The organism is Kitasatospora sp. NPDC001309 (assembly GCF_042896295.1).
Lineage (GTDB): Bacteria > Actinomycetota > Actinomycetes > Streptomycetales > Streptomycetaceae > Kitasatospora.
This window is the reverse complement of sequence record NZ_JBIAXC010000053.1, coordinates 13,359-30,455: the sequence shown is the minus strand read 5'-3', so window position 1 is coordinate 30,455 and position 17,097 is coordinate 13,359. Positions and strand designations below refer to the sequence as shown.

15 protein-coding genes are annotated in these 17,097 nt (G+C 73.5%); 10 read left to right on the top strand and 5 right to left on the bottom strand.

The genetic code is table 11. The annotated features are described in order from the left end of the window. Positions 1 to 33: 33 nt before the first annotated feature. From ACFY2K_RS36480 to ACFY2K_RS36450, 7 genes are all read left to right on the top strand, one after another. Complete coding sequence (locus ACFY2K_RS36480) at positions 34 to 4,278, top strand: hypothetical protein (protein WP_387716971.1); 4,245 nt, start codon at positions 34 to 36, stop codon at positions 4,276 to 4,278. A gap of 132 nt (positions 4,279 to 4,410) precedes the next feature. Further along, entirely contained in the window at positions 4,411 to 4,836 is a 426-nt protein-coding gene (locus ACFY2K_RS36475; RefSeq protein ID WP_375883557.1) for a hypothetical protein, read from the top strand. Next, positions 4,833 to 5,585, top strand: a complete 753-nt coding sequence (locus ACFY2K_RS36470) for a nucleotide exchange factor GrpE (protein ID WP_387716969.1) — start codon at positions 4,833 to 4,835, stop codon at positions 5,583 to 5,585. Before ACFY2K_RS36475 ends, ACFY2K_RS36470 begins: the two co-directional genes overlap by 4 nt. Before the next feature lie 31 nt (positions 5,586 to 5,616). Next, a complete protein-coding gene (locus tag ACFY2K_RS36465; RefSeq protein ID WP_387716967.1) occupies positions 5,617 to 8,202 on the top strand; it encodes an Hsp70 family protein in 2,586 nt (861 codons plus the stop codon). Next, on the top strand, positions 8,199 to 8,567 hold the full coding sequence (locus ACFY2K_RS36460) for a hypothetical protein (RefSeq protein WP_380590180.1): 369 nt from the start codon (positions 8,199 to 8,201) through the stop codon (positions 8,565 to 8,567). Before ACFY2K_RS36465 ends, ACFY2K_RS36460 begins: the two co-directional genes overlap by 4 nt. A gap of 92 nt (positions 8,568 to 8,659) precedes the next feature. Continuing rightward, positions 8,660 to 8,899: a chaplin gene (locus ACFY2K_RS36455; RefSeq protein WP_375883566.1), complete on the top strand. Its 240-nt coding sequence runs from the start codon at positions 8,660 to 8,662 to the stop codon at positions 8,897 to 8,899. A 139-nt stretch (positions 8,900 to 9,038) separates the two neighbouring features. Continuing rightward, positions 9,039 to 10,670 (top strand): AMP-binding protein, encoded by a 1,632-nt coding sequence (locus ACFY2K_RS36450; protein WP_387716964.1) that lies wholly within the window; start codon positions 9,039 to 9,041, stop codon positions 10,668 to 10,670. Positions 10,671 to 10,749: 79 nt separating this feature from the next. On the opposite strand, the gene ACFY2K_RS36445 is transcribed toward ACFY2K_RS36450, so the two are convergent. Continuing rightward, entirely contained in the window at positions 10,750 to 11,145 is a 396-nt protein-coding gene (locus ACFY2K_RS36445) for a sortase domain-bontaining protein (RefSeq protein ID WP_380590174.1), read from the bottom strand. Between ACFY2K_RS36445 and ACFY2K_RS36440 the strand changes: the two genes are divergently transcribed. The 3 genes from ACFY2K_RS36440 to ACFY2K_RS36430 all read left to right on the top strand — a co-directional run bounded on the left by ACFY2K_RS36440 (position 11,120) and on the right by ACFY2K_RS36430 (position 13,789). Next, positions 11,120 to 11,629 carry a hypothetical protein gene (locus tag ACFY2K_RS36440; protein ID WP_387716962.1) on the top strand — a complete coding sequence of 170 codons (510 nt, stop codon included), beginning with the start codon at positions 11,120 to 11,122 and terminating at the stop codon, positions 11,627 to 11,629. The genes ACFY2K_RS36445 and ACFY2K_RS36440 overlap by 26 nt on opposite strands. A gap of 893 nt (positions 11,630 to 12,522) precedes the next feature. Further along, positions 12,523 to 13,254, top strand: coding sequence for a hypothetical protein (locus tag ACFY2K_RS36435; protein ID WP_387716960.1), 732 nt, complete (start codon positions 12,523 to 12,525; stop codon positions 13,252 to 13,254). Then, positions 13,181 to 13,789 carry a class F sortase gene (locus ACFY2K_RS36430; protein ID WP_387716958.1) on the top strand — a complete coding sequence of 203 codons (609 nt, stop codon included), beginning with the start codon at positions 13,181 to 13,183 and terminating at the stop codon, positions 13,787 to 13,789. The genes ACFY2K_RS36435 and ACFY2K_RS36430 overlap by 74 nt, the downstream gene beginning before the upstream one ends. Positions 13,790 to 13,941: 152 nt before the next feature. On the opposite strand, the gene ACFY2K_RS36425 is transcribed toward ACFY2K_RS36430, so the two are convergent. The 4 genes from ACFY2K_RS36425 to ACFY2K_RS36410 all read right to left on the bottom strand — a co-directional run bounded on the left by ACFY2K_RS36425 (position 13,942) and on the right by ACFY2K_RS36410 (position 16,989). Then, a complete protein-coding gene (locus tag ACFY2K_RS36425; RefSeq protein ID WP_375883580.1) occupies positions 13,942 to 14,346 on the bottom strand; it encodes a YccF domain-containing protein in 405 nt (134 codons plus the stop codon). A gap of 74 nt (positions 14,347 to 14,420) precedes the next feature. Further along, a complete protein-coding gene (locus ACFY2K_RS36420) occupies positions 14,421 to 15,071 on the bottom strand; it encodes a hypothetical protein (RefSeq protein ID WP_387716956.1) in 651 nt (216 codons plus the stop codon). 112 nt (positions 15,072 to 15,183) lie between these two features. Next, the gene (locus ACFY2K_RS36415) at positions 15,184 to 15,792 is read right to left on the bottom strand and encodes a hypothetical protein (RefSeq protein ID WP_380531248.1); all 609 of its coding nucleotides are present in this window, start codon (positions 15,790 to 15,792) and stop codon (positions 15,184 to 15,186) included. Between the two features lie 105 nt (positions 15,793 to 15,897). Then, positions 15,898 to 16,989, bottom strand: a complete 1,092-nt coding sequence (locus tag ACFY2K_RS36410; RefSeq protein WP_387716954.1) for a YncE family protein — start codon at positions 16,987 to 16,989, stop codon at positions 15,898 to 15,900. Between the last annotated feature and the right edge of the window lie 108 nt (positions 16,990 to 17,097).

The window sequence follows — 17,097 nt, the reverse complement described above, 5'->3', positions numbered from 1 at the left end:
GCGGGACGACATCGAGGCACAGGGGGACGGTGCATGCTGCAGCTTGCGGTGCTGCTGATCGTGGTGGCACTGGCCGGGGCGGCCGCCGTCCTGCTCGCCCGTAGGCGAACCACCCTGGACCCGGCCGGAGTCGCCAAGGCCCTGGCCGCGGCCGCCGGACAGCTCGCCGCCGGAAAGGCCCCGCAGGCCCGCCGCCGCTACGCCCGGCTGGCCCGCCAACTCGCCACCGGGCCCGCTGAACTGCGCACCCAGCGCGGCCTCGCCCTGCTCGGCCAGGCCGAGGCCACCATCCCCACCGGCGACCAGCAGGCCACCCTCGCCCTGCACCGCGAGGCCTTCCCGCTGCTCACCGACCCGGCCCGGCAACTGCCCCGCTGGAGCCTGCGCCGGCTCGCCGAGGAACGGACCCAGGCCCCGGACGGCGACCTCGGCCCGGTCCTCGCCTACCTCCGGGCCGCCGCCACCACCGGCACCGGCAGCGCCACCGGCACCGGCACCGCCACCGAAACCGGCAGCGCCACCGGCACCGATTCGGGCGAGGACGCCGTCGCCGTCGCCCGCACCGTACGGTGGCTCCAGCACCTCTGCCGCGAGGGCACGCCCGAGCAGCGCGACCACGCCACCGACCGGGCCCTCGCCGCCCTGCCCGGCCAGGACTGGCCGGTCCTCGCCCGGGCCGCCCTGCTGAACGCCACCGGCCGCGCCGAGCAGGCCGAACCGCTGCTCGCCGCCGCGGCCCCCGGCGGCGGCGCCGAACTCTGGTTCCGCTGGGGCGCCCAGCTGTTCACCGCGCACCGGGACGAACCCGCCGCCGCCGCCTTCGACGAAGCCCTGCGCCGCGGCCCCGGCGACCCCGGCCCCTGGGGCCGCGGCCCGGCCCTGCGCACCGACAGCCTGCTCTTCCGCGGCCTCGCCCGGCAGCGCCTCGGCGCCACCGACGCCGCCTGGGCCGACCTCGCGGCCGCCGCCACCGAGACCCCCGGCGACCCGCGCCCGCGCTACGCCCTCGGCCGGCTCGCCCTGCTGCTCGGCGCCGACGACCAGGCCCGGGAGCAGTTCACCGCCGCACTCACCGTCCAACCCTCCTTCGCCCCGGCCCGGTTCGGCCTCGCCCTGGTCCACGAACGGGCCCAGCGGCACGCCGAGGCCGCCGCCGACTACCGCACCGGCCTCGGCCAGGTCCCCGACTGGCGCCCCGCCAGGGTCCGGCTCGGCGCCGCCCTGACCGCCGCCGACCGGGCCGCCGAGGCCGAGCCGCTGCTGCGCGCCGAGGCCGACACCGAACCCGACTCCCGCTGGAGCCGGATCGCCGCCTACCACCACGGCCTCGCCCTCGCCCGCACCGGCGACCCGGCCGGCGCCCTCGCCCGCTGGGAACCCCTGGACGACCCCGAACTGCACGTCCGCCAGGCCCTGGCCCGCGACCGGCTCGCCCGCACCCGGCTGGCCGCCGACCCGGCCGCCGCCCGCGCCCTGTGGCAGCGGGCCGCCGCCGAACACCCCGGCGCCCCCGGCTACCGGTCCGCGCTGCGCGAGGCCGCCCTGCGCGAGGCCGCCCACCTGCTGGTCACCGGCCGCGACCGCGCCGAGGCGCGCGAGGCCGCCGCCGCCGCGCTCGCCCTGGCCGACGCCCTGCCCGGCGCGCTCACCCACCGGCAGTCCCGGCTGCGTGCCGCGCTCGCCCTCGCCGAGGGCGCGACCGAGCGGGTCACCGCGCTGCTCGACCCCGCCGCCGCGCCCCGCGACCGCTACCACCTGGCCGCCGCCGCCCTGCTGGCGGGCCGTCCGGTGCAGACCATCGCCCTGCTCGGTCCGCTCGACCCCGACCCGGCCGGCGACCCGGCGCTCGCCCGGCTGCGCGCCCTGCTCGCCGAACGGGCCGGCAACTGGGCCGCCGCACTGGACTGGTACCGGCACTTCCTCACCGCCCCCGCGGCCGGGTCCGCCGCCGGTTCCCCCGAGGCCGGTTCCTTCGAGGCCGCTTCCGCCGCAGACCCGGTCGGCGACTGCGCGGCCTGCGCCCGCCCCGCCACCGGCGCCTGCGGAGGCTGCGGGCGGGAGGCCTGCGCCGAGCACCTGCACGCCCCGGCCGGATCCGCCTCGCCCCGCTGCACCCACTGCACCGGCCCCGCCCTGCGCGCCCTCCTGGACTGCGCCCGCCGGGCCGGTACCCCCGAACAGGCCGAACCCGTCCTGGCCGGCTGGGCCGAGGCGCTCGGCGACGGCGCCGCCGCCGCACCGGTACGGCTCGACCTCGCCCTGCTGCGCGCCGAACTCGGCCGCCTCGACGAGGCCCTGGCCGATCTGCCCGAGGAGGCCGGCCCGGCCCGGGCGGCCGTCCTGGTCCGCCGGGCCGGCGCCGCCCTCGCGGCCGAGCAGCACGGCCGGGCGGCCGGCGACCTGCGCCGGGCCCTCGCCCTCGCGCCCGGCCACCCGCAGGCGGCCGCCGCGCTGGTGCTGCTCGGCGAGCACGAGGCCCACCAGCACGCCGTCGAGGGCCGCCACCGCGAGGCCTACCGGGCCTACCGCGCGCTGCTGCTCGACGACCCCGCCCACCCCCGGCTGCTGCACGCCCTCGGGCTGGCCGGCTACCGCTTCGCGGCCGCCACCGGGGCGACGGCGACGGGAGCGGCCGACGGGACCGTGGCCGAGGCCGCCGACGAGCAGGCCTGGGCCTGGACGATCGGCTGCCTGGTCGCCGCCCTGCACCGCGAGGAGCTCTGGACCGAGACCGCCCGGACCACCGGCCGCGAGGCCGACCCCCAGCGCACCGCCGCCGCCCGCACCGCGCTCACCGACCGCCTCCGCGAGGACCTGCGCGTCCTCGACCGGGCCGCCGGCCGCAGCGGCGACGAGACCACCGCGTGGACGCTGCGCCTGGGCATGGAGTCCCACGCCGCGGACGCCTTCGCCCAGGAGGACGTCCGGATAGCCCTGCCCGGGCGCCCCACCCGCCGGCTGGTCCTCGGCCCGGGCCTGGACCGGCTGCTGCGCGCCGAACTGGCCGGCTGGGGCGAGGCCTACCAGCAGGCCGTCGGCGCCTGGCGGCGCGGCCCCGGGGCCGCCTCGGGGCCCGCGCTCGGCCGAGCCCTCGGCCTGTTCGGCGCGCTCGGCCCGCAGCAGTACCTGCACCTCCAGGGCCGGCAGGCGGCCGCCGTCGCCGCGCTGGACGCGGTCGCCGAGGGCGAGCGCGGCGCCGCCTGGCAGTCGCTGCTCGGCGCGGCCCTGGTCAGCCAGGCCCGGGAGCACCACCGCAACCAGGACTGGCGGGAGGCGCTGGACTGCCTCACCCGGGCCCGGAGCGTCCCCGGCCTGGTGCTGCCCGTCGAGGTGGCCAAGGTGGCCGCCGAGTCCGGGGTCCGGGCCGCCCGCGCCCTGTTGAAGAGCAGCGTGGACGACCAGGAGGGCGCGGCCGGACTGCTGGAGAAGGCCTTCGCGCTGGCCCCGGACGACCCGGAGGTGCGCGGCGACCTCGGCGCGACCTACGCCCAGTGGGCCCGCAAGATCAACAACGAGGAGAAGGACTACCTGCGCGCCCTCGAACTGCTGGCCAAGAGCGCCGAGCTCGCCCCCGGCGACCCGACCGCCCGGCACTTCCTGCGCGCCGCCCTCGGCAACCGGGCCGGTCAGCTCAGCCGGGTGGACGCCTCCGACGCGGAACTCCAGGAAGCCGTCGGGACGTGGAAGCGGCTGATCGAACTCGACGACGACCCCGAGAACCGCCGGGGCCTCGCCTTCGTGCTGCGCCAACTGGCCCGCTCCGCCGCCTTCGTCGACGACAGCGCCCGCGCCCTCGCCCGGATGCTGGAGGCGCTGGTCTGGGACCCGGACTGGGAGGGCGACGCCGCGAGCGAGGCGGGCCGCCGGGTCTCGGTGCTGCTCGCCAACCACGTCATCGACCACATGCAGAACAGCACCTTCCAGGCCCAGGCCGCGATGCTCCACAAGGCCAGGTCCTACGACGACTCGGCCGAGATCCGCGGCCTGATGGTCAGCGTCTGGCGCAGCCGGGCGATCTCGTTCTACGAGGAGCGCCTCTACGTCGAGGCGATCGGCCTGCTGCGCGAGGCGCTCGAACTCGCCGTCGCGCCGGAGGACACCGCCAAGCTCAAGACCGAACTCGGCATCGTCCTCAGCTCGTTCGCCGTCGCCCGGGCCAACGCCGGCAACCACCTGGAGGCCCAGGGGGCGATGGAACTCGCCCTCCAGCACAATCCCCACGACCGCGAACTGCGTGCCCTGGCGGACCGGATCAACAAGCTCGGCCGCCGCTACTGACCGGCCCCGCAACCGCCGGACGGCCGGCGCCGTCGTAACCCGTGCACCGCGTCCGCACCGACCGCACCGCCCAGCCCTCTACCCCCAACCCCCCCTGCCCCGTCCGGACCGTGAGGAGAGAGACCGCCCGCCATGCCACTGCACGAACCGTCGCCGTACGAGGTCCTGGGCATCCCGCTCACGGCCGGGGTACGCGAGATCAACCTCTCGGTCGGGAAGGCGCTCAAGGCGGGCCGGTACAGCCGCCAGCAGATCCAGGACGCCGCGGCCCTGCTGCGCAACCCGGACCGGCGCCTGGAGGTGGACCTCCAACAGCCGCTGCCGCCCGAACCGGTCGACCAGGCCGCCGAGTTGCTCGCCCCCGCGCTGGCCGAACCGCTGCTGGTGATCGAGCGCCCCGGCCTCCCGCCGGCCCCGGCCCTGCTCGCCCTGCACCGGGCCGAGGCCGCCGCCGACTTCGCCGAGCCCGCCCCCGGCGGCGCCGACCCCGAACCGCCCGTCCCCGCCCGCTACGCGGCCGACCTGTCCGTGCTGCCCCAGATCGAGGTCCCGCAATGACCGACGCACCGACCGCACCCGCCGGGCCGACCGCACCGACCGCACCGGCCGGTGTACCGACCGCAGCCCTGCTCGACGGCCACCGGCCGCTGGAGGTCCCGCCGGGTGCGGAGGCCGTCGACCTGGAGGCCAAGTTCACCCAACTGCTCTTCCGGTCCTCCCTGTTGGGCAACAAGCTGACCGAGCAGAAGCAGCAGGCCCGGGCCGAGCAGCGGGAACTGCTGGGCGTCCTGATCGAGGTGGACGACGCGCTGACCGCCCTCGGGCTGGACCGCGAGCTGGTGGCGCTCGGCCGCGGCGCCGGGCTGGAGGCGACCCGTCGGCGGCTGCTCGGCCGGCTGGCCAAGGCCGGGGTCCGGCCGATGCGGCTGGAGGGGTTGGCGGCCGACCCGGCGCTGACCGAGATCGTGGGCACCGAGGTGCGGCCGGGGGTGGCGCCGGAGACGGTGCTGCAGACGGTGGTGACCGGCTTCTTCTGGGAGCAGGAGGTGCTGCGCCGGGCCCAAGTGGTGGTCGCCGCAGCGGAGTCGGCACCGGAGTCGGTGCCGGAGTCGGTGCCGGTGCCGGTCGAGGACCCGCGCAGCGCGCGGATCGGGCTTGAGGAGCCGGAGCAGCGCGAGGAGCCGAAGGAGCCCGAGCAGCCGACGGCCGCCGCGCCCGACCCCGCCGCCAGGCCGGTGCCGCCCCGGGTCCGTCGGCACGCCAAGGCGCCGGGCCGGCCGGCCAAGCGCGCCAAACGCAAGAAGTAGCCAGGACCACGAGGGGCAAGAGGGGAACGACATGTACCGCACACTCGGCATCGACCTGGGTACCACCAACTCCGTGGTGGCCCACCTGCGCCGGGGCGCGCCGGAGATCATCTTCAACCGGCAGAACCAGGAGGCCACGCCCTCCGTGGTCGGCAGCGGCCGCAAGGGCGAGCTGCTGGTCGGTTCGACCGCGCGCAGCCGGATCGCCATCGACGGCGCGAACGTGATCCGCTCGGTCAAGCGCTTCATGGGCCGCAAGTTCAAGGACCCGCAGGTCCAGGCGGCGCTCAAGGAGGTCGACTACAAGGTCACCGCGGGCACCGACGGCGACGTCAACGTCTGGTTCAACGGCCGCTCCTACACCCCGATCGAGATCTCCGCGATCATCCTGCACCGGCTCAAGCAGGACGCCGAGCAGCGTCTCGGGGAGCCCTTCCACCGGGCGGTGATCACCGTCCCCGCGTACTTCGGCGAGCGGCAGGTGGCCGCCACCCAGGAGGCGGGCCGGATGGCCGGCCTGCACGTGCTGCGGATCATCAACGAGCCGACCGCCGCCGCGCTCGCGTACGGGCTGGCGAGCGACGCCGGGGACGAGGGCCGCACCGTCCTGGTGTACGACCTCGGCGGCGGCACCTTCGACATCTCCATCCTGCTGCTGGTGCCCGGTTCGGTCTCGGTGCTCGGCATCGAGGGCGACAACCTGTTGGGCGGCGACGACTTCGACCGGGCGATCACCACCGCGCTGCTGGAGGACATCCGCGAGGAGTACGGCTCCGACTACCAGCCGGACCTGCGGGACCGCCCGAAGATCGCCTCGACGGCCGAGACGGTCAAGATCGAGCTGTCCAACCAGCAGTCCTCCGAAGTGATCCTGCCCGGCCTGGGCGCCGGACAGCTGGTGCTGGAGACGGAGTTCGAGCGGGCCCGCTTCGAGGAGCTGATCGAGGCCCAGATCGAGCGGACCATCGAGCTGACCCACAAGGCGATCATGCAGGCCAACCTGACCGTCGGGGACGTCGACGAGGTGGTGCTGGTCGGCGGTTCGACCGCGATCCCGCTGGTCGAGCGGCGCCTCGGCGAGGTGTTCGGCACCCGCCGGATCAAGCGCGGCGTCAACCCGATGCAGTGCGTGGCGCTCGGCGCGGCCGTGCAGTGCGCCCTGGTCGGCGAGGTGGAGTGCCCGGAGTGCCGGGCCCCCGGGGACCTCTCGGCCTCCAACTGCGCCAACTGCGCGACCTCCCTGCTCGGCGGCGACCGGGTCTCCTGCCCGACCTGCCACGTCCCGGTCGAGGCCGGGGCGTCGGCCTGCCCCAAGTGCGCCCAGGAGATGGACGGTTCGTCCGCCGACGGCTCGGCCGGCTCCGGCGCGAGGATCCCGCAGCAGTCCCAGGCCACCACCGCGCTGCGCGCCGACAACTGCCCGCAGTGCGGCACCCCGGCCGCCCCCGGCGTCACCGCCTGCGAACTGTGCGGTGAGCCGCTCAACTCGGCCGCCCCGGGCCACACCAAGGTGGCCTCCACCGCCGCCGAGGACGTCGGCCTGCGCTGCTCCTCCTGCGCCACCGTCAACCCACCGGGCAGCGAAGTCTGTGCGGGCTGCGGCGAGTTGATGCAGGTCACCAACCCCTTCGACATCACCCCGAAGAACCTCGGCATCGAGCTCAACGACGGCCGGCTGGCCGTCATGATCCCCAAGAACACCAGCTACCCGACCAGTTCGCCGGTCGGCCGGGAGTTCGTGGTCTCCGGCAGCGGCCGCCAACGGCTGGAGATCGCCGTCTACGAGGGCGAGCACGAGATCGCCCAGCAGAACGAGCTGATCGGCCACCTCACCCTGCGCCTGCCCGAGGGCCTCGGCGGCCGCACCCCGGTGGAGGTCTCCTTCGGCCTGGACCGCGACCGCACCATCACCCTGTCGGTGCGGATCCAGGGCGGCGCCGAGAAGACCGTCAAGCTGGAGCGGGTCACCCTCGACCCCGAGTTGAAGGTGCAGGTCGAGGAGCAGCAGCGGCAGATCGAGTCCTTCACCGACCGCTGGGGCGGCGAGCTCACCGAGGCTGAGATGCGCGAGGCGCAGCGGCTGATGGACGCCCTGGACGACCTGGCGGCCGGGCAGACCCGCGGCCGGTCGGTGGACGAGGCGCTGGAGCGGGCGCAGCGCCAGCTCAAGGCGCAGCGCTGGGTGCGCGGCTCGGAGGCCTACCTGAGCCTGTTCATCCACTACTGCGAGAAGCACCTGGACCCGAGCGACCTGGACCGGCTGCGCTCGGTGGCCGCCGAGCTGCGCCTGCGCCGGGAGGCGGCCGACTGGGAGGGCGCGATGCGCGCGGCCCAGAAGGCGGACGAGCTGTGCGACTCGCTCGGCCACACCTTCCGGATGCTCACCATGTGCAACATCTACGTCAACCAGAACATGGTGTCGCCGGCCCTCGGGCAGCGGATCATGGCGGAGCTGCGCGGCCTGGACGAGGCGGTGGAGGCGCCCAACATGGAGGCGGTCAACACCCACATGTCGAACCTGCTGGCGCTGTACGCCCAGGCGCAGCGGGAACTGGGCAGCGAGCCGGCCGCCGAGTCGCTCGGCCCGGTGCGCCCGGAGGAGGCCGGTCCGCGATGACCACTCCCGACGTACCTGCCGTGCCCGGAGCGCCCGAGGAGCCGGAGGTCCGCTGCCCGCTGTGCAAGGTCCCGGCGGACCGGCGGTCGCTGGGCTGCCCGTCCTGCCGGGAGGACCTGGGCGTGCTGTTCCGGCTGCGTTACGCCGGTCGGATCGACTACAACCGGGCCCTGACGGCGCTGGGGGCGGGGGAGGGGGCGCTCGCGCTCGGCCTGCTGCACCGCGCGCTGGAGGCCGAACCGGGGCTGGAACCGGCCCGGGAGCTGCTGGGATCACTGAGCGTGTCCGGGTTCGGCGGGTCGGGTGCGGAGCCGGGGGAGGGCCTGCGGGAGGGTCGGCGGGAGGGCGACACGCCCTCGGGCTGACCAATTCGGCCGCTTCCGGCCTGCCGTGGAGTTCGATCGGTGCGAGTGTGATCGTCACACGGAGTTCCGCCACCCTCTCAAGGAGTGACGCAATGCGTATTCGCACCACCCTCGCCGCCACCGCGCTCGCCGCGGTGGCCGTCATCGCCGGTGCCGGCACCGCCGCCGCCAGCGGCGCGACCGCGAACGGTGTCGCCTTCGGTTCGCCCGGTGTGCTCTCCGGCAACCAGATCCAGATCCCGATCAACCTCGAGGCCAACGTCTGCGGCAACTCGATCGGCGTCATCAGCATCCTCAACCCGGCCTTCGGCAACACCTGCATCAACGCCTGACCCGCGCACCGGGGCCGTCCGTCGCAGCCGACGGGCGGCCCCGGTGCCGTGCCGGTACCCCCGTTCGGGGGTGGCGGCGCGGGCCGGGGACCGCGAGCATGGTCCCCTGTCCCGCACCGCCGCACCCAGGAGCCCGCCCGTGCCGACACCGCCCGCCCAGCGCAGCTACGCCTCCGGGGCCTCGGCCGTCCCGCTGCTCGGCGACACCATCGGGGAGAACCTCGACCGCGCGGTGCGCGCCTTCCCCGACCGCGACGCCCTGGTCGACCGCCCCACCGGCCGCCGCTGGACGTACGCCCAACTCGCCGCCGACGTCGACGCGCTGGCCCTCGGCCTGCTGGAGCTCGGCATCGCCAAGGGCGACCGGGTCGGCATCTGGGCCCCCAACTGCGCGGAGTGGACGCTCACCCAGTACGCCACCGCCAAGCTCGGCGCCGTCCTGGTCACCGTCAACCCGGCCTACCGGGCGCACGAGCTGGAGTACGTGCTGAACCAGGCCGGGATCCGGCTGCTGGTCGCCGCCGAGCGCTTCAAGACCTCGGACTACGCCGGGATGATCGGCGAAGTCCGGCCCCGCTGCGCCGGGTTGGAGCGGGTGCTGCTGCTCGGCAGCCCCGCCTGGGACGAGGTGCTGGCCGCCGGCCGCGCCGCCGACCCCGCCCCGCTGGCCGCCCGCCAGGGCGAGCTGGCCCCCGACGACCCGATCAACATCCAGTACACCTCGGGCACCACCGGCTTCCCCAAGGGCGCCACCCTCTCGCACCACAACATCCTCAACAACGGTTACTTCGTGGGCGAGTTGCTCGACTACACCGAGCAGGACCGGATCTGCGTCCCGGTGCCCTTCTACCACTGCTTCGGCATGGTCATGGGCAACCTCGCCGCCACCTCGCACGGCGCCTGCGTGGTCATCCCGGCCCCCTCCTTCGAACCCGGCGCCACCCTGGCCGCCGTCGCCGCCGAGCGCTGCACCTCGCTGTACGGCGTGCCGACCATGTTCATCGCCGAACTCGCCGACCCGGACTTCGACCGCTACGACCTGGGCAGCCTGCGCACCGGCATCATGGCGGGCTCGCCCTGCCCGGCCGAGGTGATGAAGGAGGTCATCGAGCGGATGGGCATGGCGGAGGTGTCGATCTGCTACGGCATGACCGAGACCTCGCCGGTCTCCACCCAGACCCGCACCGACGACCCGGTCGAGCGCCGGGTCTCCACCGTCGGCCGGGTCGGCCCGCACCTGGAGGTCAAGGTCGTCGACCCGGCCACCGGCCGCACCGTCCCGCGCGGCGAGCCCGGCGAGCTGTGCACCCGCGGCTACTCCGTCATGCTCGGCTACTGGAACGAGCCCGAGCGCACCGCCGAGGCCGTCGACGCGGCCCGCTGGATGCACACCGGGGACCTCGCGGTGATGGACGCGGACGGCTACCTCGCCATCACCGGCCGGATCAAGGACATGGTCATCCGCGGCGGGGAGAACCTCTACCCGCGCGAGATCGAGGAGTTCCTCTACACCCACCCCGACGTCCTCGACGTCCAGGTGATCGGCGTCCCCGACCCCAGGTACGGCGAGGAGCTGATGGCCTGGATCCGGATGCGCGAGGGCGCCGAGCCGCTCACCGCCGAGGCCGTGGCCGCCTACTGCGCCGGGCGGCTGGCCCACTTCAAGGTCCCGCGCTACGTGCACGTGGTCGAGGAGTTCCCGATGACCGTCACCGGCAAGATCCGCAAGGTCGAGATGCGCGCGCAGGCGCTGCGCATCCTCGGCCTCTGACCCCGGGAACGCCCGCGGCCCGCCCCCGGGCGGGGACGGGCCGCGGCGTCGCCGATCCGCCGCCCGTGGGAGGCGCGCGTTACGCGGCGAGGTCGGCGTAGAAGATGATGTTGTCGGTGCGGTGTCCGTGCTCGATCCCGCCGCCGCAGGTCAGCAGGCGGAGTTCGGCGTGGTCGGTCGCACCGTAGACCTTGTCGGTCGGGAAGTCCTTCTTGTTCACGTTCTGGATCTCACGGATCCTGAACTCCGCGGTGCTGCCGTCCTCGCGCCGGACGACGACGGTGTCGCCCAGCTCGACCTTCTCGACGTCCTTCATCAGCGCAGGGCCGTGCCTGGTGTCGAAGTGCGCCACCAGGACGGCGATCCCGGTCTCACCCGGGGTGACGCTCCCGGTCCACCAGCCGGGGCTGTTCGCGTCGGTGTCGGGATCCGGGACACCGAGCTCGCCCGTGGCGTCGAGCTCGAGGTCGACCATCTTCCTGCTGTCGACACCGGCCGCCTCGATCCTCATCCCGGTCGGGCGCGCCTTCGGCATCGCCCGTGCGACGGCACTGGGGGTCGAAGCGGCCGAGGTGCTGGTGACCTTGGGCTCCGGGGGCAGGTCGATAACGAGGGCCTTCGGCCTGGCGGACCTGATCGACCGTATCGTGATCGGCGCTGCCCCGCCCGAGGTTGAGGACGCCGTCTACCGGCTGGTGCTCGAGGCACTCACCAACATCCGCCGACATTCTTCCCGCGCTACCCGGTTCTCGGTTTCGGCCACCCGTTCCTCTGTCGGCGCTGTGTCGGTGTCCGTGGCCCACCACGGCGGCAGGAAGGCCCTACGAACACGCAACCGCACCGGAGGTGGCACCGGACTTCTCGCCCTTGCCGAGCGCATCCAGAGCCTGGCCGGCACTGTCAGTGCCGGCCCGCACCAGGACGGTTGGCACGTCCGCGCCACCGTTCCTCTCGACTGAGAGGTCCGGGCGAGGATCGATCGTCCACGCGGCCGGAGAATAATCGATACATCGTCGACAGAGGATGAATCCCCATTCACCTTTGTTGCCCCCACAGCTGCCTTTGGGAGTCATCTCAGGTGAGGAGTCTGCCGAGCCAGATGAGGGCTGCGGCGACGCGACTCGGTCGGAGCCGACCTGTGAGGGCGTCCAGAACTGGCCGGCAAGCCCGAGCTCACAGGGTCGATGCTCCACCACGGCCTGCCGCTCCACCTCCTGTGCCGACGGCGACAAGAGCAGAGCGTCCCCAGGCGGCTCACCCACGCAAGGTCAATAACTCAGAACCCCAACGGTTTCAGGACTGCAGGACCTTCTGGGGCGGGTTCGGTCACCTTTGGTGAATCCACTGAAGTGAACTCCCGGCGGGCGGTTGGTCTTGTACCTGAAGGCCCGTTCAGGCGTATTACTTGTCTCTCCTTGGTCGAACGTACGCTTCCCGAAATTCATCCGATGAGTCGCTGATCTCGGTCAGCGAGACAAGGGGATTCGCGAAAAATGCGTTCCGCTCTCCGAGTTGCTGTCACCGTCGTGGGTGCCACGGCGGCCCTGTCCCTCCCCCTGGGCCTAGGGCCTGTCCGGCGGATCTTGCCAGGCGCGCGACGCCGGGCATCCCGCCTGGACGCACGCCCGAATCGCCCAAGTACGTCCAGTACGAGGCCGACTCGGGCGCACGCCCAGCCGGGCGCCCAACGCCGCGCGCTGATCTGCCAAGATCCGCCGGACAGGCCCTAGCCCACGCCGCCGACACCGGGCACGCCCCTTCGTCCAACGCACTGCAGGCCGCGTCGAAGGCAAAGTCCCACGACCTGCCCGACGGTTACAGCACGCGGTACAAGAGCGACAATCCGATCGGGGTGACCATCACCTATGACCTGACTGGCGAGTCCATCGAGCTGAGGGTCGATCGTGTGAGGACCGGCCGCCTCCACAACTACGACTTCACCATGGACTCCAAGGGAATCCTGACGGTCGAGGAGGTGCCGAACACGCAGGAGCTGGCCGACGGCTATGTGGCCGACGTCCACGAGCAGGTCGTCTCTACCCGGACGGGCAAGATCACGGCGTACACCGCGAAGATCCACGATGCCTCGGGCAAGATCCAGCTCACGCTGACCAACCCCGGCGATTCCACCGGCCAGCACGGTCACTACAGCTTCGCCCTGGCCTCCGACGGCAAGGTGACGGCCACCAAGCTCGCCCCGGGTGACAAGGGTCAGCCTGGTGACAAGGGTGACAAGGGTCAGCCCGGCGACAAGGGCCAGCCCGGTGGCAAGAAGGCGGCGGTCACGCCCAAGGGCGGCGTGAAGGCCGGTGCCGAGGGCGTCGGCACCGGTGACAGCGCCGAGCTGGTGTACGGCGGGGCCGGTGCGGCCGCCGTCGGGCGCCGCCGGCCTCGGCTTCGTGCTGCTGTGGCGCGGCCGCAGCAACGTCTGATCCCTCGATCGACGGCCGCCGCGCGAGTGGGTTTCCCCCCCGCCCGGCGGCCGTTCCATGCCTGCCCGGAGGACACCCATGACCCGAACCCGCGTCACCGTCGTTGCGGTCGCCGTCGCGGCGGCTGCCCTGCTCACCGCCTGCGGCGGTAGGGACAGCCCTGTGCTCCCCGCCGCCCCCGAGATCGTCAGCACCGCTACCGCGTCGCCGGCCACTGCGGCGGCCTCCCTTCCGAAGTCCCGGCCGACGGGGCTCAAGATCGGGTCGGCCGGTGTCGACGCGAAGAGGATGGTCGATCTGAAGATCGACGACAAGGGCGAGCTCGGGGTGCCGGATCCCGACAAGGAGGCGGACCTTCCGGGGTGGTGGGAAGGGAGTCCGACCCCGGGTGAACCGGGGGCGTCCGTGCTCGTGGCCCACTTCGACACCAGGCACGGGCCGGCCCTGATGAAGGACGTCGAGAAGATCAGGCTCGGCGACCGGATCGCGGTGCCCCGTGAGGACGGCACCACGGCCGTCTTCGCGGTCCGCGAGATCGAGAAGGTGGACAAGAAGGCCTTCCCGACCGAGAAGGTCTACGGCGCCACCGACCGGCCGGAACTGCGGCTGCTGACCTGCGGTGGTGAGATCAGGGACGGGCACCGGACCGGGAACGTGATCTTCTACGCGGACCTGGTACCGGCCTGATCCTGCACCTCGGCAGCGGTTCCGGGGCCGGCGGGTGGAGGCAGAAGCGCAGACGTTCGTGGTCCAGGGTGATGCCCGCAGATCTGACCAGCGCAAACGCTGATGGCCGACGAGGAGGCTCCCTCGTCGGCCATCAGCGTCGGTGGTGGCGCTCAGTACCGGGTGCCCCAGGCCTCGTCGGTGGAGACGATCTCGCGGCCGAGCGGCATCAGCGAGATCGGGATCATCTTGAGGTTGGCCCAGCCGAAGGGGATCCCGATGATCGACAGGAACAGCGGGATGCTGGTCACCAGGTGCGCGATCGCCAGCCACCACCCGGCGAAGACGAACCAGATCACGTTGCCGACGCAGGACGCCGCCCCGGCGTCCGGCCGCTCGACGGTCGTCCGTCCGAAGGGCCACAGTATGAAGCCGGCGATCCGGAACGAGGCGATGCCGAACGGGATGGTCACGATCAGCACGCAGCAGATGATTCCGGCGACGACGTACCCGATGGCCATCCAGATGCCGCAGAAGAGCAGCCAGATGACGTTGAGGACGAAATTGATGGGCTTCATGCGCGTTACCTTCTCACGCTCGACGGACTGACTGCCACGACCTGCCATGCCCTCTGGCGTGCGCGTTCACTCCCTTAGGGGGTGCTCTTGGGGGATGACTCGGGGGTCGGGAGGGCGGGGAACTCGGTGGCGGAGGGGCTCGTGTAGTGGCAGTCGCCGGAGGTGGGGCAGAGGTACACCGTGAGGTCCTCGCCGTGGGTGGGCGACAGGAGGCGGAACTCGGCGAAGGTGACGAACCTGCCGCCACCGAGGTCGACCGCGCGGAAGCGGGGTGGGGCGGCGACGTGGTCGGTGTCGCCGGTCACCTTGACGTCGTCCTGGCGGCCGGAGAAGGTGGTGAACAGGTACTGCTCCGGCCCCAGTACCCCGTTCGCCACCAGCTCCGTGTCCCTGGTCTGATCGTCGATCGGGATGAACTCGGTTCCGTCCCACGGGTCGCCGAGGTGTACCCAGCAGACGTCGAGGTTGTCCTTCAACCAGAACGCGACCGCTCGGGAGTGCCCGTCGTCGTCGAGTACCGCGAGGGTGGCGAGGGTCGGCTTCGGGCACTGCTTCACCAGGAGCCCCGGCCGGTCGACGGCGTCGACGATCCACTGGGCGGACGGCGGCGCCGGTTCGGGCAGCACCACTGCGTGGCGTGGCGGCCCGTCGTCGGCGAAGACTCCGCAGGCCGTCACGGCGGCCAGGACGGCCACCGAACTCACCAGTCCCGCAGGGCCTTTCATCGCGTACCCCCTGTAGCGCTCCGATGGATCCAGGGTCGGCCAGGGCGGGGTGGCCGACAAGGCGCTGCGGGGTCACGGAACCGTCCCGGTCCCGCACGGAGGTGACGGTGCGTCAGTGGGCGTCGCGGCAGGTGCCGGTGGGGGTGCAGAGGGTGAGGGTGAGCGGGCGGCCGGTCGGGGGGATCCGGTAGTGGTAGGCGGCGAAGGTGACGAGGTCGCCTGCGCCGAGGTCGAGGGTGCGGCGCCGGACGGGGCTGACGAGGTGGTCCGGGTCGCCGGAGACCGTGATGTCGTCCACCTGGCCGCGGTAGGCCGTGAAGGCGTAGGAGTCCACGCCCGCCGTGGTGTCGGCGGGCATCGGGGTGCGGGGGACGAGGTCGGCGATGGCGGCGAACCAGACGGTGGTGGGCGTGACGCCCGCGTGGTTGACGACGGCGTAGCAGACGTCGAGGTTGTCCGGCAGCCAGAGGGCCACGGCCCGGGTCCGCCCGTCGGTGTCGAGGACGACCATGGTCGCCAGGGCCGGCTTCGGGCACTGCGGCGGCAGGTTGAGCCCGCCGACGAGGTCCGCGATCCACTGGGCGGAGGGCGGGGCGGCCTCGGGGAGCGGCACCGGGTGGCGGTAGGTGCCGGGGTCGAGGGCCGGATCGCAGGCGGTGGCCGGGCCGAGCGCCGTCACCAGTGCCAGCGTCGACCAGAGCGCCCCGAGGCGGCGTCGCATCCTGTCCCCTCTCCCTCCCGGTACGACGGGTGGGCCCCAGGATGCGCCCGGCACCGGGCGGCGGCAAGACTCCTGCCGCGGCCCGGAGCACGGAGCCGGGAGGGGTCAGGCCGGGCGGGGCAGGTAGGCCAGGCCGTGGGCGCCGGGCTCGGCGAGCTTGGGGACGGTGAGGCGGGTGACCGGGGTCAGGGTGTCGAGGTCGACGACGTCCACGGTCGAGGAGACGACGGAGGCGACGTAGCCGAACCGGCCGTCGGGGGAGGAGGTGATGGTCAGCGGGAAGCGGCCGACCTCGACGGAGCCGAGCCTGCGGTGGGTGGCCGCGGAGAAGACGGTGAGGCAGCCGGGGTCCTGTCGGCCGAGCGGCGAGTCGGGGCTGGTGGTGGCGTGGATCTCGCCGGCCAGGAGGCGGCCGCCGCTGGTCAGGTGGACCGGCAGGACGGCGGAGCCCGTGGGCAGCACGTCGACCACGGAGGCCGTACGGGTGTCCAGGACGCGGATGCCGGGCGCGGCGTCGGGCTTCCCGGCGAAGCCGAGGTAGGGCCCGCCGACGTACACCCGGGCGCCGTCGGCGGAGACGGCCAGGCCCTCGCTGCCGGGGACGGTGATCTTGGCGGTCAGTGTGCCGCGGTCGAGGTCGACCACGGAGACGTACGGGGCCTCCTTGTTGGTGGCGTAACCGGTGCGCCCGTCCGGGGAGATGGCGAACCAGTGCGGGCCCGGGGCGTCGGTGTCGATCCGGCCGAGCGGGCGGCGGGTCGCGGTGTCGACGACCACCACGCCGCCGGGTCGGTCCGTCGAGGCCTCGACGCTGACGTAGAGCCGGCCGCGGACCGGGTCCAGGGCCAGGCCGTGCGGGCCGTGCTCGGGGGCGAGGTCGATCACCTCGACGACGGTGCGGGTGTCGGCGTCGATGACGGTCAGTTCGGTGCTGTGGCCGTCGTGGGCGTTGTAGTAGCCGGAGCGGTACGCGCTGGTGCACCAGAGCAGGCGCTGCGTCGGGTCGAAGCACAACTCGTGCGGCTGGGCCGGGACCTCGACGGTGTCGAGCAGGGCGTCGGTGGCGGCGTCGAAGAAGGAGACGGTCGGGCCGCTCTGGCTGACGACGGCGAGGACGTCGCCGGCGAGGTGGGCGCGGGCGTCGAGCTGGGCGCGGGCGTCGAGGTGGGCGCGGGCGTCGAGGGGGGTGTTCGGCACGGGAACTCCTGGTGGGTGGCCGGTGGGTGCCGGCGGGTGCTTCGTGAACGGTTCCCACTGTGCTCGCCCCAGGCCGGTCGAGCCATGCAAGGATCGGCACGGGATCAT

Excerpts from the sequence above, each read along its gene's own strand:
- ACFY2K_RS36480 (WP_387716971.1), top strand. The coding sequence starts at position 34 with ATGCTGCAGCTTGCGGTGCTGCTGATCGTGGTGGCACTGGCCGGGGCG.
- ACFY2K_RS36475 (WP_375883557.1), top strand. The coding sequence starts at position 4,411 with ATGCCACTGCACGAACCGTCGCCGTACGAGGTCCTGGGCATCCCGCTC.
- ACFY2K_RS36470 (WP_387716969.1), top strand. The coding sequence starts at position 4,833 with ATGACCGACGCACCGACCGCACCCGCCGGGCCGACCGCACCGACCGCA.
- ACFY2K_RS36465 (WP_387716967.1), top strand. The coding sequence starts at position 5,617 with ATGTACCGCACACTCGGCATCGACCTGGGTACCACCAACTCCGTGGTG.
- ACFY2K_RS36460 (WP_380590180.1), top strand. The coding sequence starts at position 8,199 with ATGACCACTCCCGACGTACCTGCCGTGCCCGGAGCGCCCGAGGAGCCG.
- ACFY2K_RS36455 (WP_375883566.1), top strand. The coding sequence starts at position 8,660 with ATGCGTATTCGCACCACCCTCGCCGCCACCGCGCTCGCCGCGGTGGCC.
- ACFY2K_RS36445 (WP_380590174.1), bottom strand. The coding sequence starts at position 11,145 with ATGGTCGACCTCGAGCTCGACGCCACGGGCGAGCTCGGTGTCCCGGAT.
- ACFY2K_RS36430 (WP_387716958.1), top strand. The coding sequence starts at position 13,181 with ATGACCCGAACCCGCGTCACCGTCGTTGCGGTCGCCGTCGCGGCGGCT.
- ACFY2K_RS36425 (WP_375883580.1), bottom strand. The coding sequence starts at position 14,346 with ATGAAGCCCATCAATTTCGTCCTCAACGTCATCTGGCTGCTCTTCTGC.
- ACFY2K_RS36420 (WP_387716956.1), bottom strand. The coding sequence starts at position 15,071 with ATGAAAGGCCCTGCGGGACTGGTGAGTTCGGTGGCCGTCCTGGCCGCC.
- ACFY2K_RS36415 (WP_380531248.1), bottom strand. The coding sequence starts at position 15,792 with ATGCGACGCCGCCTCGGGGCGCTCTGGTCGACGCTGGCACTGGTGACG.